This is a genomic window from Salipiger sp. PrR002 (assembly GCF_010500775.1).
GTDB lineage: Bacteria > Pseudomonadota > Alphaproteobacteria > Rhodobacterales > Rhodobacteraceae > Salipiger.
In genome coordinates, this window is the sequence record NZ_JAAGOU010000013.1 from 82,348 (window position 1) to 103,568 (window position 21,221).

Consider the following 21,221-nt stretch of genomic DNA (forward strand, 5'->3'; position numbering starts at 1 on the left):
GTTGTGATGCGGCGGCTGAGCATTTTTTCAGCAGACGAGATGGCGCGCGGGGGCTGCCGACCGGCGTTGGTCTGGAATGAGGATGTCAGTGAAAGTCTCTGCTGGGAAAGAGTTTTTTCGCCTGATCCCGCGGGTGCCTCGCACTGCCGCCGACCGGCCTTCGGGTCTCATCGGCGCGCCCGTCGTTGGTTTCTATGGTGGCTCCAATAGGGATCGGCCCGCCCAGTTCCGACAGCAGAGGCGACAGGTCCTCGACGTGTTCGGCGATCAGATGCGTGACCACGCCCTCGCGCTCGAGCCGGCCGGTGACGCGCAGCAGGCGGCCCGCGATCACCGCCTTGCGGAAGGTCTCGTAGATCTTCGTCCAGACCACCACATTTGCGGTGCCGGTCTCATCCTCCAGCGTCAGAAAGATCACCCCCGAGGCGGTGCCGGGGCGCTGGCGGGTGATCACCAGCCCGGTGGCGGTGATGCGCTGGCGGTGCGGCACGCTGCCGAAGCGCTCATGCGGCAGGCTTTCCGGAAGGCGCGGGCGCAAAAGCTCCATCGGGTGGGCGCGCAAGCTCAGGCGCAGCGAGAGGTAATCCTCGATCACCTCCTGTCCCAGCGTCATGGCGGGCAGCACCACGTCGGGTTCGGCGGCACCTTCGCCATCCTCGCCAAAGAGTGGCAGGGGTTTGGGCGCGCGCAGCGCCTTGGCGGCCCAGAGCGCATCGCGCCGGGTGAGGCCAATGGCGGCAAAGCCGTCGCCCTCGGCCAGCCGCTCCAGCGCCGCAGGCTTCACTCCGGCGCGGCGCCAGAGGCTTTCCACATCGGGATAGCCGTTGCCGCGTGCCGCGACGATCCACGCCGCATCCTCCTCGCGCAGCCCCTTGATCTGCCGAAACCCCAGCCGCAGCGCGAGGCTGCCATCGGGGCGCGGCTCGAGCGTGTTGTCCCAGTCGGAATGGTTCACCGAAACCGGCCGCACCTCGACGCCATGCTCGCGGGCGTCGCGCACCAGCTGGGCAGGGGCGTAGAACCCCATGGGCTGGGCGTTGAGCAGCGCGCAGGTGAAGATCGCCTGATGGTGCTTCTTCAGCCATGCCGAGATATAGACCAGCCGCGCGAAGCTGGCGGCATGGCTTTCGGGAAAGCCGTAGCTGCCGAAGCCCTCGATCTGGGCAAAGCAGCGCTCGGCGAAATCCCCGGCATAGCCGCGCGCCAGCATCCCGGAAACGAAGCGGTCGCGGAAGGCGCCGATGGTGCCCATGCGCTTGAAGGTGGCGAGGCTGCGGCGCAGCCGGTCGGCCTCGGCGGGGGTGAAGCCGGCGGCGACCACGGCGATCTGCATCGCCTGCTCCTGAAACAGCGGCACGCCGTAGGTGCGGCCCAGCACCTCCATCATCGCCGGGCCAAGGTCTTCGACCGGCTCCTTGCCCTGACGGCGGTTGATGAAAGGATGCACCATGCCGCCCTGAATGGGGCCGGGGCGCACGATGGCGACCTCGCACACGAGGTCATAGAACCGTCGCGGCAGCATCCGCGGCAGGAAGTTCAGCTGCGCCCGGCTTTCCACCTGAAACACCCCGATGGCATCGGCGCGGCAGAGCATGTCATAGACCTTTGGGTCTTCGGCGGGGACATTGGCCAGCGTCAGATGCTGGCCCCGGTGCTGCACCAGCAGGCCAAAGGCCTTGCGGATGCAGGTCAGCATCCCCAGTGCAAGGATATCGACCTTCAACAGCCCCAGCGCGTCGATGTCGTCCTTGTCCCATTCGATCACCGTGCGGTCGTCCATCGCCGCGTTCTCGATCGGGCAGAGCTCGTCAAGCCGCCCGTGGGTGATGACGAAGCCGCCGACGTGCTGCGACAGATGCCGCGGAAAGCCGATGATCTCTTCGATCAGCTTGGCGGTCATCAGCACCCGGTCGTCGCTCGGGTCGATCCCGGCGTCGCGCATGCGGTCCTCGTCGGGGGCGGAGGATGACCAGCCCCAGATTTGCCCGGCAAGCCGCGCGATCACGTCCTGGCTCAGCCCCATCACCTTGCCCACCTCGCGGATCGCCGCGCGCGAGCGGAAGTGGATCACCGTGGCGGTGAGCCCGGCGCGCTCGCGCCCGTAGCGGTCATAGATCCACTGGATCACCTCCTCGCGCCGCTCGTGCTCGAAATCCACGTCGATGTCGGGCGGCTCGCCGCGTTCCTTCGAGATGAAGCGCTCGAAGATCAGCGTGATGCTCTCGGGCGGCACCTCGGTGACGCCAAGCAGGTAGCACACCACAGAGTTCGCCGCTGAGCCGCGCCCCTGACACAGGATGCCGCGCGAACGGGCAAAGGCGACGATGTCATGCACGGTGAGGAAATAGGGCGCATAGCCCATCTCGCCGATCAGCCGCAGTTCCTTTTCCACCCGGTGCACGATCTTCGGCGGCGGCCCTGCGGGGTAGCGCCAGTGCAGCCCCTCGCGCGAGAGCCGCTCCAGCCGGTCCTGCGCGGGCTCGCCGTTCTGCGCCTCGTCCGGGTACTGATAGCGCAGCTCGTCGAGGCGGAAGGCGCAGCGATCGGCGATCTCGGCGGTGCGGCGCAGGGCGGCGGGGTAGCGGTGGAAGAGCCGGGCCATCTCGGCGCCGGACTTCAGCCGCCGTTCGCCATTGGTCAGCCGCCGGGTGCCGATGTTGTCGATGGTGCAGCCTTCGCGCAGGCAGGTCAGCACATCGGCCAGCGGACGCCGGGCCGAGCGGTGCATCAGCACATCCCCCACCGCCACCAGCGGCAGGCCGGTCTGCTGCGACAGCCGGGCGAGGTGGTCGAGCCGTATCTGGTCGCGCCCGTCATAGACCGGGGCCGCGCCGATATAGGCCCGGCCCGGGCAGCGCCGCAGCATCTCGCGCAGCTCAGGGTCAAGCTGCCGACTGTCGGGCTCCAGCGGATCGGGCGGCAGGGCGATGAGGATCATCCCCTCGGATGCGGCGTGCAGATCGGCGCGGGTGAGATGGCACTCGCCCTTTTCGGCGCGGCGCTTGCCTAAGGACAGCAGCCGCGTTAGCCGCGCCCATGCGGCGACGTCGCAGGGCAGGGCGAGCCAGTGCAGCGCGCTGTCGGTCAGCACCAGCCGCGCGCCCGCGATGAGCCGGGGCAAGGGGCGCTCGGGGGGCAGCATCGGGGCCGGGCCGGGGGCGGTCTGCGCCACGCGCTGGCGGCTCGACGGGTCGGTCAGCGACTGCGAGCGGATCGCAGGGGCCTCGCGCGCTTCGGCCTGCGCCGCCGCCAGCGCCTCGCCGCGCAGCCGCTCCAGTTCCTTCAGCGCCGAGAAGGCGCGCACCACCCCGGCCACCGAGTTGCGGTCGGTGATGGCGATCGCCTCGAGCCCCAGCTCGGCGGCGCGGGTCACCAGCTCCTCGGGGTGCGAGGCACCGGTGAGGAAGGTGAAATTGCTGGTTACGCACAGCTCGGCATAGGGGGTCATGGCGCGTCCCTCATGCGAATTCCCCCTGCACGAACCAGTCCTGCGCGCCGCCCGCGTCCCAGCCCGCCACCTGCGGCGTGTGGAAGAGCCACAGCCGAGGCCCCTCGCGCGTCTCGATGCGCCAGTAGTCGCGGATGCCGGACCGCCATGCGGGATCGTCGAACCACCACTCGGGGGCGATCCGCTCGGGCCCGGTGGCGCGCAGGGTGGAAAAGCGCATGTTACGCCAGCGGAACTGCGCGGGCGGATGGCCGGGCTGCGCGCCGCGCGCGCCGGTGACCATCTCGGGCGGGAACAGCAGCAGCGGGCGCGGCGGGCCGCGCCGGGGCGGCGGCGCTTCGGCCTCGGAATAGGCGGCGGGGGCGAGCAGGAAGCTGCGCTCGGGGATGTCGCTCTGCGCGGGCAGCAGGCGCTGCACCTGCTCGAAGCCCAGCCGGTTGCCGAGCCGCGAGATGAGATCGGCCAGCGCATCCTCGCTGCGCGGCTTCGGGCCGCCCAGAGTTTTGCCAGAGCCAATTTTTCCAGACCCAAGCTGTTCGGGCGGCAGTTGCTCGGTGACTTCGGCGCAGAGCCGCATGGCGTCGATGCCGAAACCGGCCTCCACCTCGCCCACGCCCCTTTCGAACAGCGCCGCGATGCGGGCCGGATCGCGCATCGGGCGGGCGAGGCCGACGCGGACCTGCGCGGTCTCGCGGTCGACCCGGTGCAGCTCCAGCAGCAGGCGGCGGGCGCCGTGCTGATGCGTGCCGAGCTTGTCGCAGAGCCGGTCCAGCAGGCGGGTCAGACCGGCCATCACGTCCTCCTGCAGGCCGATGGGATCGGGCAGGGTCATGCGGACGCCGAAATGCGGCGGCTCGGGCGCGGCGTCCACCGGCTCGGAGCGGGTGCCGAGCGCCTGATCGAGCCGCATCACCAGCGCCGGGCCAAAGCGTTTGGCCAGCGGCGCGCGGGGCAGCGGGATGAGATCGGCGATACGCCCCAGCCCGACGCGGGCCAGCGTCTCGGCGGTGTCATGGTCGATGCGCAGCGCCGAGACCGGCAGTTTGCCCAGCCCCTCGGACAGCGCGCCCTCGGGGAGGATGCCGCCGCCGTGACGGGCGAGGGCGAAGGCCCCGCCGCGGCTGCCGGCGATGGCGCTTTGCGCCGCCAGCCCGATGCGCGCCAGCCGGCCATGCAGATCGGCGCGCAGCGCTGCCTCGCCGCCGAAGAGATGCGGCACGCCGGTGACATCGGCGATGAGCCCGTCACTGCCGTCCCGCGCCACCAGCGGCGCATAGCGCCCGGCCCAGCGAAGCAGACCCGAGAGCGCCGCCGCCTCGCGCGCCAGATCGGCGGGGCGGGTGGCCAGATCGGGGCAGAGCGCCCGCGCATCGGCCAGCGCCATGCCGCGCGCCAGCCCCTGCGCCTGCGCGCGCGGCGAGACGCAATGCAGATGATCGGCATTGCCCGACCGCAAGGTCAGGGCAAAGGGCCCCTCAACGGGCCGTCTGCGCAGGCTGATGTCGCTGGCCAGCCGCGGAAACCAGATGGAAAGCAGCCGTTTCGCCATGCCAGTCTACGGTCCAGAGTCTTAATGTTCCCTTTTTGTTCTTTATAAGTTCCCAGCCGTGCAGAGTCGAGTCCGCTGCGGGCGCGGGCAATTGTTCGCAGGCCCAGCGTGTCTCGGCGGCATTGCTGCCCTGACCGCTCTGGATCAGCATCAGCCCGGTGGTCTGCCCGGCCTCGGCGGCCAGTTGCAGGCGGCGCCCGGCCTTCAGCGACAGCACCTCCCCGGGCTCGGCCACCACCAGCCCCACGGCGGTGCAGCGCAGCGCCTCTTCGGCGGCCCAGAGCAGATCGGCCTCGCTGTGGGTGCGCACCAGATGCAGCCGCGCGCCAATGCCCTCGGGCAGGCCGCGCAGCAGCGGCAGTTGCGGCGCGTGCTGCGGGGTGATCCAGATCAGCGGCCCGGCGTGGCGGCTGGCCTGAAACAGCGCAAAGCCGCGCCGCGCACGCCCTTCGGCCTCATGCACCCGGGCGGGGCAAAGGGCGAGGGGATCGGCCTCGGCAAGAGGCGCGCTGGCGGGCAAGGGGCGCATGATTGGACCTGTGGCAGCAGAGTCGGTGTGCGGGATGTTCAGGAACATTGCCAGAACATTCGCGCCATGGGAAGCGTGCCGTAGTGCGTATTTAACAAAGAGAAGAAGGACCGGGCGCGTGTCATATCCTTCTTCTCTTTGAAAATACGCCGGGGGTGAGGCGCGCAGCGACGAGGGGGCAGCGCCCCCTCCTGACACGCCAAGGCAAATTGGACCGCATGGCAGCGGCGCGCCTTGGGCTTCCTCTTGGCAAAAATATCCCCGCCGGAGGCAGGATCGCGCCGCGATCCTCCAGCGCCGTCCCGGTTCAGCCCCGGCTGTCGGGCAGCGAGATATTGGCCACCTGCTCGGCGATCGGGTCGGTGCTCAGCGGGTGGGTCTCGGAGGCGTAATCATCATCGCCGCGCATCGGCTCCCAGCGGCCGCGGCGGTAGATCTCCAGCGCCGAGAACTGCGCCTTATAGCCCATCTTCGGCGAGCCGGGCACCCAGTAGCCCAAGTAGACATAGGGCAGCCCGGCCTCGCGCGCGATGTCGATGTGATCGAGGATCATCCAGGTGCCGAGCCCGGCCTTGGGCAGTTCGGGATCGTAGAAGGAATAGACCATCGACAGCCCGTCATCGAGCACGTCGGTCAGGCACACGGCGGCCAGATCGCCTCGATCGCCGTCGGTGTATTCCACCACCCGGCTGCGGATCGGGGTCTCTTCGATCATCGCGGCGAACTCGAAGATGTCCATGTCGGCCATGCCGCCATCGGCATGGCGCGCGTCGAGATAGCGGCGGAACAGCTCGAACTGGTCCTCGGTGGCCCAAGGGCTCGAGGCGCGGCGTTGCAGAAAGGCATTGCGCTTCAGCGAGCGGCGCTGGCTTTTCGACGGGGCAAAGCGCCGCACGTCGATCCGCGCCGAGAGACAGGCCGAGCATTCCGAGCAGGACGGGCGATAGAGCACATTCTGCGAGCGGCGGAAGCCCTGCTTCGAAAGACTGTCGTTGAGTTTCTCCGCGCTGTCGCCCTGCAGCGCAGTGAAGAGCTTGCGCTCCATCCGGCCCGGCAGATAGGGGCAGGGTTGCGGCGCCGTGACGTAAAATTGCGGCGCGAGGGGCAGCGAATGGCGCATTTCGAAACCGTCCGGGCTGGTTGAAAGGAAAACGTAACAACGAATTTCCCAGCCGCCAACCCCGCGTAACCCGACATATGCGCGTTTCACGATCTTGCTATCCGTAAAGCGCGGAAGATCGCCGGGCCCATCGCCAAATGCGGGGCCGCCGGGGCCTCGCGCTTCGCCGCATCCGGCACCCGTGCAAGACGGCGGACCAAGAGCAGGGCGAGGTCAGCTGGCGGGGATACGCAGCACCTGTCCGGGATAGATCTCGTCGGGGTCCGACAGCATCGGCTTGTTGGCCTCGAAGATCTCGGTATAGCGCGCGCCGTCGCCCAGCGTCTTTTCGGCGATCTTCCAAAGGCTGTCGCCGCTCTCGACCGTGTGGAAGTTCGGCGCTGGGCCCTCGGCCTCGTCCTCTACCTCGGCCACGCCCTCGATATTGCCCACGGCGAGGATCATCTTCTCGCGGGTTTCCTGATCCTTCGGCTGGCCGGTGATCGTCACCTTCGCCGACCCCGGCTCGACCTTGATCGAGGTGCCGCTGGTGTCGAGGCCAAGATCGTCGAGTTCCTTGGCCAGCGCCGCCTCGGCGGGTGGGGTCTCGGGGGCGGCCTCGGCCTCGAGTTTCTTACCCTTGCCTTTGAGAAAGCTGAAAAGTCCCATGGTCGGCATCTCCCGAAGAATGGCTTGCATTGAATGCGCGCAGTTTGGCGCAGCTTGAGCGGTCGGGCTACCGGAAGATGTCAGCTTTGGCGTGTGGTGCGCCGTCGCTTGGGGCGCGGGGCGGGGCGCGGAATGCTAGGCGTTGTCTATAAATGGAAAAACCTCAGGGTAGGTGAGCTGGGCGGTCCCATGCCTTCGGCTCATTTCCGCGCAGCGAGGGCCGTTCAATGCAAACCGCCCTCGCACGGGTGGCGAGAGCGGTCACTGGCTCAGGAGGCTTGGGCGGTGTGCCCGGCGGTAGCGGGCGCGGCGCGGTTCAGCGCCCCATCAAAATGCGCGGCGATTGAGCGCCCCGTCACATCGCGCGGCGGTTCAGCGCCACGGTACCAAGCGCGAGGTCGGTGAGGCCCTGACCGCGTTCGGTGGCCAGCATGCAGACGATCGAGACGATCTGCAGCGGCGCGATCGAGACCGAGACCGTATAGCCCAGCGTGTGCAGCAACGCCTGCGGCAGGCCGAAGCGCTGGCCCTGCCAGTCGCGGAATTCGATGGCCATCAGGCGCATGCCCCAGGTGGCCGAGCCATTGGCCAGCGTCGCGACGCGGTAGCCGAAGCTGATCACCATCCAGATGGCGAAGAAGATGAACACGCCCAGAAAGGCGGTGAACAGCAGCGCGATGAAGACCAGCACGGCAACGATCATCGTATCTATGACCCAGGCCATGCCGCGCTTGAGCGCCACGCTTTCGTAAAAGGCGCGCTGGTGCACGGGGTCGGGAAGCTGCGAATAGGTCGCGTCGGAATACATCTGTCTCTCTCGCTCGGGGTTGCTGTCGCGGGCGCGGCTCAAAGGTGGGGATGGCGCCGGGCCATGTCCAGTCTGCCGTGTCCAGTCTATCGTTCTTGGCCCATGGCCCCCGGATCGGGGCCATGGCGCAGGGGTTGGGGAAGGGCGGCCCGCTATCAGGCCTCTTCGGTTTCGCCCTTTTCGCGCTCTTCGCGGGCGATGCGCGAGCGTTCGTCCATGAACTGGTCGAACTCGGCCTTGTCGCGGGCTTCGCGCAGACGCTGCAGGAAGTCCTCAAAGCTCTTCTGCTCGTCCTCGAGGCGGCGCAGCGTGTCGGTCTTATAGGCGTCGAAGGCGGCGTTGCCGCTGGGACGCATGGCGTTGAACCCGTGCTGGAAGGCGGTGTGACGCTCCGAGCGGCGGTGGCGGCAGGACTTTCCGAACATGCGTTTGCTCCAGATCATATAGGCAAGAAGGGCGAGGCCAATGGGCCAGAAAATCATGAAACCGAGGATCATGGCGACGATCCACGCGGGTTTGCCCCGCTGGTCGAGCCAGAACTCGGCACGTCTGAGCCAGCCGGGGTTGGCGGGCTGAGTGTAGTGCTGCGAGGCGGCGGTCATGGGTCGTTTCCTTTCGGTTCGGGTGATGTGAATGCTTTTCACATTACATCAGATCGGTATTGCCCCCGCCGCCTTCAAGGGGTGATGTGAAAGGTTTTTACATTTTTCGTGCGGGATGGTTCTGGCCGTAGGATGGTCCCGCTCAGGCCAAGGCGCGCGGCAGGCGGATCAGCTCAGCCGCGCCGCCCACTCGGCAACCGCAGAGGCCGCGCTTTGCAGATTGTCCTCGTGATCCAGACCCGAGGCCCGCTTGCGCGGTTTGAGATCGTGATCGCCGTCCTCCAGCCAGTGCAGCGCGATCCGCTGGGGCAGCCCGTAGCCCGCCACCTCTTCGCGGGTGCCGAAGGGGTCGCGCGTGCCCTGACAGATCAGCGTCGGCACCTGAAGCGCGGCCAGATGCTCGGTGCGCAGTTTTTCGGGCTTGCCGGTGGGGTGGAACGGATAGCCGAGGCAGAGCAGCCCGGCGATGTGCCCTTCGGCAAAGAGATCCTCCGCAATCAGGCTGGCGACCCGCCCACCCATGGATTTGCCGCCGATGATCAACGGGCTGTCACAGGCCAGCGCCTGCACCGCCGCGCGGTATTCTTCCTGCAGCAGCTCGACCTTCGGCGGCGGGCGCTTCGATCCGCCCTCGCGCCGCTGCGCCATATAGGCGAACTCGAACCGCGCCACGCGCAGGCCCTGCGCGGCAAGCAGCGCCGCGATCCGCTCCATGAAGGGGCTGTCCATCGCCGCCCCGGCGCCATGGGCCAGCAGCACCGTCACCCGCGCCGCCTCGTCGCCGGTCATCACGAAATCCATGGCGCCGCTCACTCGGTGAATTGCGCGGGCACGGCGCCGGTCAGTCCGGGCAGCACATGCGCGTCGATGGCAAAGAGGTGACGCGGCGTGCCTGCGGCGGCCCAGACCTGCGGGAACTCCAGCAGGCGCGGGTCGATCCACGCCCGGATCGGATTGAGGTGCCCCACCGGCGAGACGCCCCCGATGGCAAAGCCGGTCTGGCCCCGGATCAGCGCCGCATCGGCCTTGCCCAGCGGCTCGCCCGCCACCTCCGAGGCTTTCTGCGCACAGACACGGTTGCCGCCCGCGGTGAGGAACAGCACCGCATCGCCGCTGTCCTCGGCGCGGAAGATGATCGACTTGGCGATCTGGTCGAGCGCGCAGCCCACGGCCTCGGCGGCCTCCTGCGCGGTGCGGGCCTTCTCCACCTCGACGATCTCCACCGGCAGCCCGGCGTCATCCAGCGCCGCGCGCACCCGTTTGAGGCTCTTGCTCATATCCGTCTCCTGTCTCTTCCGGCCAAGGGATAACGCCCGATGCGGCGGCGCGGCAAGCCGCTGATCGCCACTTGGCATTGCACAATGGCGCCACTCGTGGCCATCTGCCGCCATGAGTTTCGAAGCCGCCATCACCCGCCTGCCGCATCCTTTCGAGCCCGATCTCGGCGACGAGGCGCTGGCCGCCGCGCCTTGGGCCAAGGGCCAGATCGCCGAGTTGATCCGGGGCACCGGCGGCTCCAGCCCCTATCTCGGCGGGCTGATCCGCAAGGAAGCGGGCTGGCTGGAGGGCGCGCTCGACAACCCGCAGGACACGCTCGCGGCGCTCTGGTCGGATCTGCGCGGCCTCGACGGCGATCCCGGTGTGCCGCTGCGGCAGGCCAAGCGCCGCGTCGCGCTGCTGTCGGGGCTGGCCGATCTCGGCGGGGTCTGGCCGCTGGAGCAGGTCACCGGCACGCTCACCGATTTTGCCGATCTGGCGGTGCAGATCGCCCTGCGCGAGGCGATCGGGCGCGAGGTGAAACGCGGCAAGCTGCCCGGCGCCACCGAGGCCGACATCGCCACTGCGGGCGGCATGGTGGTCTTTGCCATGGGCAAGATGGGGGCGGGAGAGCTCAACTACAGCTCTGACATCGACCTCATCTGCCTCTTCGACGAAAGCCGCTACGGGCGCGACGATTACCACGAGGCGCGCGCCTCCTTCATCCGCGCCACCAAACGCATGAGCGCCACGCTCAACGATCTCACCGGCGAGGGCTATGTCTTCCGCACCGATTTGCGGCTGCGCCCCGATCCCGCCGTCACCCCGGTGTGCATGGCGATGGAGGCCGCCGAGCGCTACTACGAGAGCCTTGGCCGCGCGTGGGAGCGCGCCGCATGGATCAAGGCGCGGCCCTGCGCGGGCGATCCGGAGGCGGGCGGGCGCTTCATCGACGCGCTGCGCCCCTTCGTGTGGCGCAAGCACCTCGATTTCGCCGCCATCAAAGACGCCCATGACATGCGCTTGCGCTACCGCGAGACCAAGGGGCTGACCGGGCCGATCACCCTGCCGGGGCACAATATGAAGCTGGGCCGTGGCGGCATTCGCGAGATCGAGTTCTTCACCCAGACCCGGCAGATCATCGCCGGGGGCCGCGATCCTGACCTGCGCGTGCGCGGCACGGTGCCGGGGCTGCGGGTGCTGGCCGAGAAGGGCTGGGTGCCGCCGCAGGTGGCCGAAACCCTCACCGGCCACTACCGCGCGCACCGCGAGATCGAGCACCGCATCCAGATGGTGCAGGACGCCCAGACCCACGCGCTGCCCGGCAATGAAGAGGGCTTTGCCCGGCTCGCCGCGCTTGCGGGCCGGGACCTTGCGGAGCTGAAGGCCGATCTCAAGGCCCGGCTCGAGGATGTGCACGAGTTGACCGAAGGCTTCTTCGCCCCCGAAAGCCGCAGCGAGCCGCAGGTGCCCTCGGCGCTGGAGCAAAGCCCGCTGGTGGCGCGCTGGCCCAGCTACCCGGCGCTGCGCTCGAGCCGGGCGGTGGAGATCTGGGGACGGCTGCGCCCAGAGATCCTCAGCCGCCTTGGCCGCGCTGCCAAACCCGAAGAGGCGCTCACCGCCTTCGACGGCTTTCTTGCGGGACTTCCGGCGGGGGTGCAGCTGTTCTCGCTGTTCGAGGCCAACCCGCAGCTGGTCGATCTGCTGGTCGATATCGTCTCGGTCTCGCCCGATCTGGCGCGGCACCTGTCGCGCAACGCGCAGGTCTTCGATGCGGTGATCGGTGGGGATTTCTTCGCGCCATGGCCGGGAGCCTCGGCCATGGCTGCCGATCTCGCCGCGCGGCTGGGGGCCGAAGACGACTACGAGCGCCGCCTCGATCTGGCGCGGCGCTGGCAGCGCGAGGGGCATTTCCGCATCGGCGTGCACCTGCTGCGCGGCCTGTCGGAGCCGCAGGAGGCGGGGCAGCATTACGCGGAACTGGCCGAGGCGGTGCTCGCCGCGCTCTTTCCCGTGGTGCAGGAGGAGTTCGCCCGCAAGCACGGGCCTGCGCCGGGGCGGGGCGCTGTGGTGGTGGGCATGGGCAGCCTCGGCGCGGGGCGGCTGCACGCGCGCTCGGATCTCGATCTCATCGTGATCTACGACGCGGATGGGGTGGAGGCCTCCGACGGGCCGCGCCCGCTGCCCGCGCGCACCTATTATGCGCGGCTGACTCAGGCGCTGATCACCGCCATGTCGGCCCCGATGGCCGAGGGCAAGCTCTACGAGATCGACATGCGTCTGCGCCCCTCGGGCAATCAGGGCCCGGTGGCGACCTCGCTCACCGCCTTCACCGAATACCAGCGCGAGAACGCATGGGTCTGGGAGCATCTGGCGTTGACCCGCGCGCGGGTGGTGGCCGGGCCGGGCGATCTGGCGAGCGAGGTCGAGGCACGGCGGCGCGAACTGCTGGCCGGCCCGCAAGAGCAGGCGCATGTGCTCGGAGAGCTGTCGAAGATGCGCGCGCGCATCGCTGCCGCCAAGGGCGGGGGCGATCCTTGGGATCCGAAGCTGGGGCAGGGCCGGATGCAGGATATCGAGCTGGTGGGCCAGGCCGGGGCGCTGATCTCGGGCAAGGCGCCCCGGCGCACCGCGCGCGGTCTTGCCGCAGCGGCGCAAGAGGGCTGGCTCACCCGCGAGGAGGCCGATCACCTCGCCGCCACCTACCGGCTGTGCTGGAGCCTGCAGATAGGCGCGCGGCTGATCACCGAAGGCGCGCTCGACCCCGAGGAACTGGGCGTGGGCGGCTGCACCTTCCTTACCGGGCTGGCCGGGGTCGAGGGACCGGAGGCGCTGCGCGAGAAACTGGCGCAGATGTCGGGCCGCGCGGCGCAGATCATCACCGCCGCGCTGCCGGAGCCCGAGGCATGAAGGGCGACGCGCTCGATCCGAAGGCGCTGATCGCCGAGGCCTACCGCATCGAGGGCATCACCTCTGAGGAATGCCGCTCGATCTTCCTCGACTGGGCGCTGTCGCTGCCGGAAGGCGCGGATGTGCAGGCGGCGCTGTCGGGGCTGATCGCGCGCCATGACGTGCCCGGCCACCCGATGACTGCGGTGCTGAAGCAGGGGCTTGGCGAGGAAAGAGTCCCCCGGCGGCGCGGTGGCCGCGCGGCACGGCGGCTCTGAGGCGACAGGTCAGACAGGTCTGAAGAGCGCCTGCGGCGCGCGTATTTTCAAAGAGAAGAAGGCAGGACCGTCACGCCCTGCCTTCTTCTTCTTCTTCTTCTCTTTCCAAATACGCCGGGGGTGAGCCGCGTAGCGGCGAGGGGGCAGCGCCCCCTCTGGCTCCCTCTGGCTCCCTCTGGCCCCCTCAGGCTCCCTCTGGCGCGATCAGCGCGGCAGCGCCGCGGCTTCCTTGGCGAGCGCCACGATGCCGTCCCAGTCGCCCGCCTGCATGAGATCCTTAGGCGCGACCCACGACCCGCCGCAGCAGAGCACGTTCTTCAGCGACAGGTAATCGCCGACGTTCTTCATGCTGACGCCGCCGGTGGGGCAGAATTTGACCTGCGGGATCGGCGCGCCGATGGCCTTGAGTGCCGGGGCGCCGCCATTGGCTTCGGCGGGGAAGAATTTCTGCACGGTGTAGCCGCGCTCGAGCAGCGCCATGGCCTCGGAGGCGGTGGCGGCGCCGGGCAGCAGCGGCAGATCGGCCGCCTCGCAGGCGTCGAGGATCTTATCCGTCGCGCCCGGCGAGACGCCGAATTTCGCCCCGGCCTCGACCGCGGCTTTCACGTCCTCGGGGGTCAGCAGCGTGCCCGCGCCAACCACGCCGCCTTCGACCTTGGCCATCTCGCGGATCGCGTCGAGCGCCACCGGGGTGCGCAGCGTGACCTCGAGCACCGGCAGGCCGCCGGCCACCAGCGCCTCGGCCAGCGGGCGGGCATGGGCGACGTCGTCGATCACCAGCACCGGAATCACCGGGGCGAGCTTGCAGAGGGCTTCGTTGGAGCGGCTGGCGTCCTGGGGAGTCATGGGCGGGGCCTTTGTCTGGATGTCGGAAGGACCGGATCGGTCAGCTATTGAGTATTTTCAGAAAGATGAAAGGGCAAGGCCCGCGCATGTCCCGGGCAGGGTCAGACGACCACTGCCGCGCCGTTGGAGGCGAGGCCGACGTTCTGGCGGAAGGCCTCGAAAAGCTCGCGCCCGACGCCGTGGCCGTTGCCCGAGAGGTCCGCGGTGGCATTCTCGCGGTCCTCGAAGCCCTCGGTGAGACATTGCAGCGTGCCGCTGCCCGCATCGAGCCGCACGATGTCGCCGTCGCGCAGCTTGGCGAGCGGGCCGCCGTCGGCCGCCTCGGGGCAGACGTGGATCGCCGAGGGCACCTTGCCCGACGCGCCGGACATGCGCCCGTCGGTGACCAGCGCCACCTTGAGACCGCGGTCCTGCAGCACCGCCAGCGTCGGCGTCAGGCTGTGCAACTCGGGCATGCCGTTCGATTTCGGCCCTTGGAAGCGCACCACGACGATGGTGTCGGAGGTGAACTCGCCCGCCTTGAAGGCGTCTTTCACCTGCGCCTGATCGTGGAAGATGCGCACCGGGGCCTCGACGACGTGATGCTCGGGTTTCACCGCCGAGATCTTCATGATGCCATGGCCGAGGTTGCCGATCATCTGCTTGAGCCCGCCGCTCTTTTGGAACGGATCCGAGGCGGGGCGGAGGATCTTGTCGTTCTGGCTGGCGCGCGGGGCGTCCTCATAGACGATGGCGCCATCCTTGAGCTTGGGCTCTTGGGTGTAGAGGCTCATGCCGTCGCCGGCGACGGTCTTGACGTCCTCATGCATGAGGCCCGCGTCCAGAAGCTCGCCGATCATGTATTGCAGCCCGCCCGCGGCGTGGAAGTGGTTCACGTCCGCCAGCCCATTGGGGTAGACCTTGGCCATCAGCGGCACCGCCTGCGAGATCGCGTCGAAGTCCGACAGCTCCAGCGCCACGCCCGCGGCGCGCGCCATGGCCGGAAGGTGCAGCACGAGGTTGGTCGACCCGCCCGTGGCCATCAGCCCGACGATGCCGTTCACGAAGGCCTTGGCGTCGAGCACATCGCAGACCGGGCGATACTCATTGCCGAGCGCGGTGATCGCCAGCGCCCGTTTCGCCCCGGCCTCGGTCAGCGCATCGCGCAGCGGCGTGTTCGGGTTGATGAAGGAACTGCCGGGCAGGTGCAGACCCATGAACTCCATCAGCATCTGATTGGAGTTGGCGGTGCCATAGAACGTGCAGGTGCCGGGGCCGTGGTAGCTCTTCATCTCGGCTTCCATCAGCTTGTCGCGGCCAACCTCGCCGGTGGCGTACTGCTGGCGGACCTTGGCTTTCTCGTCGTTCGGCAGGCCGGAGGTCATCGGCCCGGCGGGCAGGAACAGGCCGGGGATATAGCCGAAGGTGGCGGCGGCGATGACGAGGCCGGGCACGATCTTGTCGCAGACGCCGAGGTAGACGGCGGCGTCATAGGTGTTGTGCGAAAGCGAAACGCCCGCGGCCAGCGCGATCACGTCGCGCGAGAAGAGCGAGAGCTCCATGCCCACTTGGCCTTGGGTGACGCCGTCGCACATGGCCGGAACCCCGCCCGCCACCTGCGCCGTGCTGCCGACCGAACGCGCGGCTGCGCGCAGCAGTTCGGGGTAACGCTCGTAAGGCTGGTGGGCCGAGAGCATGTCGTTATAGGCGGTGACGATGCCAAGGTTCGGGGCGCGGCCCGTTGCCAGCGCCTGCTGGTCCTGCCCGGTGGCGGCATAGGCGTGGGCCTGATTGCCACAGGTGAGATGCGCGCGGCGCGGGCCTTCCTCGGCGGCGCGGCGCATACGGTCGAGATAGGTGCCGCGGAGTTTCTCCGAGCGGTCCTCGATGTCCTTGGTGACTTTGGCGATGGTGGCGTTGAGCGACATGAGAGGGAGCTCCTTTCGCTTTCCGGCTGGCCCCGCGTGGGCTGCCCGGTCTGGCGTCCTTGCCGTAGCATGTAGCCCGGTTAGCGCTATCAGTAAAGGTCGAAGAACCGCAGCGGGCCGCGGGCCGGGGCCTCCGCGCGAAATTGGGGCAGGGAGGCCGGGCAAGGGCTGATGCCTGTGGCGGTCGGGGAAAGACCGCGCGCCCGTGCGGGCCAGACCGCGAAGACGCTTCCCAAGTGCCGCGCGCGGCGCTAAAGGGGCGCCATGAGCACCCCTGATATTCCCACCGTCCGCCTCCTTCCCAAAACCAAGCCGCAGGCGCTGCGCCGTGGCTACCCTTGGGTCTATTCCAACGAGATGGTCCTCGACCGCCGCACCAAGAAGCTGCCGGCGGGCACCGTCGCCCTGCTTGAGGACAACGAGCGCAAGCCGCTTGGCCTTGTCGGGCTGACGCCGGATTCGAAGATCACCTGCCGGATGCTCGACCGCGATCCCGAGGCGGTGATCGACAAGGCATGGCTGGCGGCCAAGCTGACCCGCGCGCTGGAGCTGCGCATGCGGCTCTTCCCGGCGCCCTACTACCGGCTGGTGCATGCCGAGGCCGACGGGTTGCCTGGGGTGATCATCGACCGCTTCGGCGACACCGCGGTGATCCAGCCCAACGCCGCTTGGGCCGAGCTGCTGCTACCGCAGCTGGCCGAGGCGCTGGCCGAGGTCACGGGGGTCACGAATATCCTCAAGAACGCCGGGGGCCGCGGTCGCCAGCTTGAGGGCCTCGACGATCAGGATGCGGTGCTGCTGGGCCAAGCGCCCGAGGCGCCGCTGCCGGTGGAGATGAATGGCGCCACCTATATGGCCGACCTCACCGGCGGGCAAAAGACCGGGCTGTTCTACGACCAGCGCCCGAACCACGGCTTTGCGGCGCGGCTGGCGAGCGGTCAGAAGATGCTCGACGTCTTCTCTCACGTTGGCGGTTTCGCTTTGGCGGCGCTCGCGGGTGGCGCATCGAGCGCGCTGTCGGTGGACGGCTCGGCCTCTGCGCTGGCGCTGGCCGAGGAAGGCGCCAAGCGGATGGGCGCGGCGGAGCGCTTTGCCACCCGTCAGGGCGACGCCTTCGACACGCTCGAGGCGCTGGGGCAGGAAGACGCGCGCTTTGGCCTCGTGGTTTGCGACCCGCCCGCCTTCGCCCCGGCCAAGCCCGCGCTGGAAGCGGGGCTGCGCGCCTATGAGAAGGTTGCGCGGCTGTCGGCGCCGCTCGTGGAAGAGGGCGGCTATCTGGTGCTCTGCTCGTGCAGCCATGCGGCGGATCTGTCGAGCTTCACCGGCGCCTGTCTGCGTGGCATTGGCCGGGCCGGGCGGCGCGCGCAGCTGCTGCACACCGGCTTTGCCGGGCCGGACCATCCGCTGCTGCCGCAGCTGGCGGAATCGGGCTATCTGAAGGCGCTGGTGTTCCGGCTGTGAGCCAGCCGGTGAAAGTCCTGCTCGACACCTGCGTCATCTACCCGACGGTGATGCGCGAGGTGCTGCTGGGCGTCGCCGCACAGGGGCTCTTTCAACCGCTATGGTCGGCGCGCATCCTCGAGGAATGGGCGCTGGCCTCGCGCAAGCTGGGGCCGATGGGCGAGGTGCAGGCACGCGGCGAGATCGCGCAGGTCCGGGCGGCTTGGCCTAACTCCGAGGTGCGCTATCAGCCCGCCATGGAAGACCGGCTGTGGCTGCCCGATCCGGCGGATCTTCACGTGCTGGCGGCGGCCATCTCTGGCAGTGCGGACATCATCGTCACCGAGAACGCCAAGGATTTCCCGCGCGGCATCCTCGCCGAGGAGGGGCTCAGCCGGGTCGATGCCGACGGTTTTCTGCGCGGCATGTTCGAGGCCAATCCGGGCAAGGTGCGGGACGCCTGCGAGGGCGTTCTGGCCGAAGCGCGACGGCTCTCGGGCGAAGACTGGACCATGCGCAGCCTGCTCAAGAAGGCGCGTCTGCCACGGCTCGGCAAGGCGCTGGAGGCGGCGGGCTGAGCCGCCACACTCCGCAGGGGTCAGTTTTCCGGTTTCATCTCCGGCACGCTCGGCGTGTCTTCCTCGCGCTTTGCCATCGTTGCCCAGATGCGGTCGCGCGCCGGTTTCGGCAGCGGGTCGCGCTGGTTCTGCAGATGGATATGCACCTTCGAGATGAAATAGGCCGAGACGGGCGCGGTCATGAACAGGAACGCGATGATCAGCAGCTCGTGATATGAAGGCGCATCCGAGGCGAAAGCAAAGAGCACCGAGGCGAGCAGGATCGAGCCGACGCCAAGCGTCGAGGCCTTGGTGGGGGCATGCAGCCGCGCCATGGGCGCGCGCAGCTTCAGCAGGCCCACCGAGCCCACCAGCGTGAACAGCCCGCCGATGACCAGTGCCGCGGCGATGGCGATGTCGATGTAGCCATGGGTCATTCGATGATGTCTCCCCTCAGCACGAAGCGCGCGACCGCCACCGTGGACACAAAGCCCACCATGGCGATGATCAGCGCCGCCTCGAAGTAAATCTGCGTGGCCCCGGCGATGCCGACGAGGATGATCAGCGCCACCGCGTTGATCGACAGCGTGTCGAGCGCAAGGATGCGGTCGCCGATGTGCGGCCCTTTGATCAGGCGGATCATCGTCAGCAGCAGCGACAGGCTGACCGCGACGAAGGCGAAGATGAGCGCATAGGTGACGATCATTCGAAAATCTCCTTCAGGCGGCGTTCGTAGCGCTGCTTGATCTTGCGGGCGACCTTCTCGGGGTTATCGGCGTGCAGCGCATGGACCAGCAGCGCATGGCCCTCGTTCGACAGATCGACCGACACGGTGCCCGGTGTCAGGGTGATCGTGCCCGCCAGGGCGGTGATCGCCTCGGGGGTGCGCACGTCGAGCGGGATGCTGATCCATTTCGAATGGATGTCGTCATTGCGCTTGAAGAGCACGATCAGCGCCACGGTGATATTGGCGGTGATGATGTCCCACGCCACGATGAGGCCATAGGGGATGAGCTTCCACGGCCGTGTTACCTGCGGTCGGTCCGGCCAATAGGCCGCGGTGGCGAAGGGCAGCAGCACGCCAAGGATCACGCCGAAGACGAGGCTGTTGATCGACGGATCATTCGACAGAAACTGCCAGACGATCACCAGCGCCACCGACAGCAGCGGATGCGGGAAGAGCCTGCGGATGTAGCGGGTGGCCATCAGTGTCCTCCTTCCGTGCTTTGTGCATTGGCGTCCTCGCCGTGCAGCGCCTCGCCGTCATGCGGCGGGTCTTCGTGGGCTTCATCGGCGGGCAGGTGCTTGGCCTCATCCTCGCCGGTCTCCACGTGGTCGTCGCCGTGCTCATCCCCGTGCTCATCCCCGTGCGCCTTGATCTCCTTGCCCGGCGTCTCGAGCACGGTGGAGATGTAGGGCTGCGGCGCGAAAAGCTGCTGCGCGGTGGCGTCGAGTTGCCGCGTCACCGGGCCGGAGAAGACGGTCAGCGCGATCAGCAGCGCCACCAGAAGGCCGATCGCGATCATCGGCAGCCGGGGATGGTCGTCAGCGGGTTCGTGGGTCGTGCGCGCGGCATGTTCATCGTCGGGGTCGTCAACAGAGCCGCAGTTTTCGACCGCCACCTGATGCGACTTCCAAAAGATCGTCGAGCCCGCGCGCGAAAAGCCCACCACGGCGATCAGCGACGAGCCCAGCACCGCTGCCCAGACCCACCATGTCAGCGTGCCTTGCTGCGCGGCTTCGAGGATCAGCAGCTTGCCCAGAAAGCCCGACAGCGGCGGCAGGCCCGCCATGGCGATCGAGGCGATGAAGAACAGCCCGGCCACCAGCGCGCCGCCCGCCATGGGCAGGGTCTCTTCGATGGTGCCCGCGACGCTGCCGCGACGCTCGCGCACCACGTCGACGATCAGGAACAGCGCCGCCGTCGCCAGCGTCGAGTGCAGCGCGTAGTAAAGCGCGGCGGAAATCCCCTCGGGGGTGAACTGCGCCACCGAGGCCAGCAGCATGCCCATCGAGCCGACCACCGAGAAGGCCACCAGACGGCCGATCTCGCGGGTGCCCAGAACGCCGATCATGCCGATGACCAGCGTGATCAGCGCCAGCGGCAGCAGCCATTCCTCATGCGCGCCCTGCACCAGCGGCAGCGAGGGCGGGAAGACCAGCGTGTAAAAGCGGATGATGCTGTAGGCGCCGACCTTGGTCATGATCGCAAAAAGCGCGGCGACCGGGGCGGGGGAATTGGCATAGCTCGACGGCAGCCAGAAGTGCAGCGGCAGCAGCGCCGCCTTCACCGCGAAGACCAGCAGCAGCAGCACCGCCGCGACGCGCAGCCCGGCGGAATTCTCGGGGTCCATCTGCTGCACGCGCAGCGCCAGATCGGCAAGGTTCAGCGTGCCCGCCTGCGAATAAAGCGTGCCGAGCGCGAAGAGAAACAGTGTCGAGCCCAAGAGGTTGTAGAGCATGTACTGCACGCCCGAGCGGGTGCGCGTGGCCCCGCCCGAGTGGATCATCAGGCCGTAAGAGGCGATCAGCAGCACTTCGAAGAAGACGAAGAGGTTGAAGGCGTCGCCGGTCAGGAACGCGCCCATGATCCCCATGATCTGGAACTGAAAGAGCGCGTGGAAATGCTGCCCGCGTTTGTCCCAGCCCGAGCCGATGGCATAGATCAGCACCGGCAGCGCCAGCACCGCGGTCAGCAGCACCATAGTCGTCGACAGCCGGTCGGCGACCAGCACGATGCCGAAGGGGGCCTGCCAGTGACCCAGCTGGTAAAGCGTGATGGTGCCGTCCGAGGCCTGCATGTAGAGGCCGATGGAAATCGCCAGCAGCGCCACCAGCGAGCCCAGCGAGAACACCCGCTGCAGGCTGTCGTGGAAACGGGCGGCGAGGACGATGGTGGCAGCCATCATGGCCGGCAGCACCACGGGGGCGATGATCCAGTGCATCATGCGCGGGACTCCTTCTCGTCGGCCGGGCCTTCAGCAGGCTCATCTCCGGCGCGGCGTTCGCTGGCCAGAGCCTGCGCCTCGTCCACATGGTCGTCATCGGCGTTCAGGTAAGAGGCGAGGGCGATCATCACCACCACGGCGGTCATCCCGAAAGAGATCACGATGGCGGTCAGCACCAGCGCCTGCGGCAGCGGGTCGGTATAGCTTGTGGCATCGTCGCGCAGAATGGGGGGCTGGTTGATCACCAGCCGACCCGAGGCGAAGAGGAACATATTGACGGCATAGGTCAGCAGCGAGGTGCCAAGGATCACCGGGAAGGTGCGCTTGCGCATGACCAGATAGATCCCCGCGGCGGTGAGCACGCCGATGGCGGTTGCGATGAGGAACTCCATGGA

Annotated in this window: 20 protein-coding genes; 4 read left to right on the forward strand and 16 right to left on the reverse strand. The window is 68.3% G+C overall.

The genetic code is table 11. The features are described 5' to 3' along the window. Nucleotides 1-85: 85 nt before the first annotated feature. From G0A00_RS14780 to G0A00_RS14820, 9 genes are all read right to left on the reverse strand, one after another. Nucleotides 86-3,448, reverse strand: coding sequence for an error-prone DNA polymerase (locus G0A00_RS14780; RefSeq protein ID WP_164182483.1), 3,363 nt, complete (start codon nt 3,446-3,448; stop codon nt 86-88). A 10-nt stretch (nt 3,449-3,458) separates the two neighbouring features. Continuing rightward, complete coding sequence (locus G0A00_RS14785) at nt 3,459-4,997, reverse strand: DNA polymerase Y family protein (RefSeq protein ID WP_164182482.1); 1,539 nt, start codon at nt 4,995-4,997, stop codon at nt 3,459-3,461. Beyond that, complete coding sequence (locus G0A00_RS14790; protein WP_066107045.1) at nt 4,924-5,526, reverse strand: ImuA family protein; 603 nt, start codon at nt 5,524-5,526, stop codon at nt 4,924-4,926. Before G0A00_RS14790 ends, G0A00_RS14785 begins: the two co-directional genes overlap by 74 nt. Nucleotides 5,527-5,833: 307 nt before the next feature. Continuing rightward, nucleotides 5,834-6,646: an arginyltransferase gene (locus G0A00_RS14795; protein ID WP_066105560.1), complete on the reverse strand. Its 813-nt coding sequence runs from the start codon at nt 6,644-6,646 to the stop codon at nt 5,834-5,836. Between the two features lie 213 nt (nt 6,647-6,859). Further along, nucleotides 6,860-7,294 (reverse strand): peptidoglycan-binding protein LysM, encoded by a 435-nt coding sequence (lysM, locus tag G0A00_RS14800; protein ID WP_164182481.1) that lies wholly within the window; start codon nt 7,292-7,294, stop codon nt 6,860-6,862. Between the two features lie 355 nt (nt 7,295-7,649). Beyond that, nucleotides 7,650-8,102, reverse strand: a complete 453-nt coding sequence (locus G0A00_RS14805; protein ID WP_066105567.1) for an RDD family protein — start codon at nt 8,100-8,102, stop codon at nt 7,650-7,652. Nucleotides 8,103-8,257: 155 nt separating this feature from the next. Continuing rightward, nucleotides 8,258-8,704, reverse strand: coding sequence for a DUF2852 domain-containing protein (locus G0A00_RS14810; protein WP_164182479.1), 447 nt, complete (start codon nt 8,702-8,704; stop codon nt 8,258-8,260). Between the two features lie 168 nt (nt 8,705-8,872). Then, entirely contained in the window at nt 8,873-9,505 is a 633-nt protein-coding gene (locus G0A00_RS14815; protein WP_164182477.1) for an alpha/beta family hydrolase, read from the reverse strand. A gap of 8 nt (nt 9,506-9,513) precedes the next feature. Beyond that, nucleotides 9,514-9,981: a YbaK/EbsC family protein gene (locus G0A00_RS14820; protein WP_164182475.1), complete on the reverse strand. Its 468-nt coding sequence runs from the start codon at nt 9,979-9,981 to the stop codon at nt 9,514-9,516. 112 nt (nt 9,982-10,093) lie between these two features. On the opposite strand from G0A00_RS14820, the gene G0A00_RS14825 reads away from it, so the two are divergent. Next, complete coding sequence (locus tag G0A00_RS14825) at nt 10,094-12,871, forward strand: glutamine-synthetase adenylyltransferase (protein WP_164182473.1); 2,778 nt, start codon at nt 10,094-10,096, stop codon at nt 12,869-12,871. Further along, nucleotides 12,868-13,128: a hypothetical protein gene (locus tag G0A00_RS14830; RefSeq protein ID WP_164182471.1), complete on the forward strand. Its 261-nt coding sequence runs from the start codon at nt 12,868-12,870 to the stop codon at nt 13,126-13,128. Before G0A00_RS14825 ends, G0A00_RS14830 begins: the two co-directional genes overlap by 4 nt. A 204-nt stretch (nt 13,129-13,332) precedes the next feature. On the opposite strand, the gene G0A00_RS14835 is transcribed toward G0A00_RS14830, so the two are convergent. Both G0A00_RS14835 and edd read right to left on the reverse strand, forming a co-directional pair. Continuing rightward, on the reverse strand, nt 13,333-13,974 hold the full coding sequence (locus tag G0A00_RS14835) for a bifunctional 4-hydroxy-2-oxoglutarate aldolase/2-dehydro-3-deoxy-phosphogluconate aldolase (protein ID WP_066105583.1): 642 nt from the start codon (nt 13,972-13,974) through the stop codon (nt 13,333-13,335). Between the two features lie 101 nt (nt 13,975-14,075). Then, nucleotides 14,076-15,881 carry a phosphogluconate dehydratase gene (edd, locus tag G0A00_RS14840; protein WP_164182469.1) on the reverse strand — a complete coding sequence of 602 codons (1,806 nt, stop codon included), beginning with the start codon at nt 15,879-15,881 and terminating at the stop codon, nt 14,076-14,078. A gap of 264 nt (nt 15,882-16,145) precedes the next feature. Here edd and G0A00_RS14845 point away from each other — a divergent pair, with 264 nt between their 5' ends. Together G0A00_RS14845 and G0A00_RS14850 are read left to right on the forward strand one after the other, a co-directional pair. Continuing rightward, nucleotides 16,146-17,342 carry an RSP_2647 family RNA methyltransferase gene (locus G0A00_RS14845; protein ID WP_164182467.1) on the forward strand — a complete coding sequence of 399 codons (1,197 nt, stop codon included), beginning with the start codon at nt 16,146-16,148 and terminating at the stop codon, nt 17,340-17,342. 8 nt (nt 17,343-17,350) lie between these two features. After that, complete coding sequence (locus G0A00_RS14850; protein WP_164182574.1) at nt 17,351-17,899, forward strand: RSP_2648 family PIN domain-containing protein; 549 nt, start codon at nt 17,351-17,353, stop codon at nt 17,897-17,899. A gap of 20 nt (nt 17,900-17,919) precedes the next feature. Here the strand turns inward: G0A00_RS14850 and G0A00_RS14855 are convergent, their stop codons facing one another. The 5 genes from G0A00_RS14855 to G0A00_RS14875 are packed head-to-tail and all read right to left on the reverse strand — an operon-like array spanning nt 17,920 to nt 21,218. Next, nucleotides 17,920-18,315 (reverse strand): Na+/H+ antiporter subunit G, encoded by a 396-nt coding sequence (locus G0A00_RS14855; RefSeq protein WP_164182465.1) that lies wholly within the window; start codon nt 18,313-18,315, stop codon nt 17,920-17,922. Next, nucleotides 18,312-18,584: a K+/H+ antiporter subunit F gene (locus G0A00_RS14860; protein ID WP_203595389.1), complete on the reverse strand. Its 273-nt coding sequence runs from the start codon at nt 18,582-18,584 to the stop codon at nt 18,312-18,314. The genes G0A00_RS14855 and G0A00_RS14860 overlap by 4 nt, the downstream gene beginning before the upstream one ends. After that, complete coding sequence (locus G0A00_RS14865) at nt 18,581-19,084, reverse strand: Na+/H+ antiporter subunit E (RefSeq protein ID WP_164182463.1); 504 nt, start codon at nt 19,082-19,084, stop codon at nt 18,581-18,583. Before G0A00_RS14865 ends, G0A00_RS14860 begins: the two co-directional genes overlap by 4 nt. Then, nucleotides 19,084-20,826, reverse strand: coding sequence for a monovalent cation/H+ antiporter subunit D (locus tag G0A00_RS14870; RefSeq protein ID WP_164182461.1), 1,743 nt, complete (start codon nt 20,824-20,826; stop codon nt 19,084-19,086). Before G0A00_RS14870 ends, G0A00_RS14865 begins: the two co-directional genes overlap by 1 nt. Then, the gene (locus G0A00_RS14875; RefSeq protein ID WP_066105600.1) at nt 20,823-21,218 is read right to left on the reverse strand and encodes a Na+/H+ antiporter subunit C; all 396 of its coding nucleotides are present in this window, start codon (nt 21,216-21,218) and stop codon (nt 20,823-20,825) included. The genes G0A00_RS14870 and G0A00_RS14875 overlap by 4 nt, the downstream gene beginning before the upstream one ends. Between the last annotated feature and the right edge of the window lie 3 nt (nt 21,219-21,221).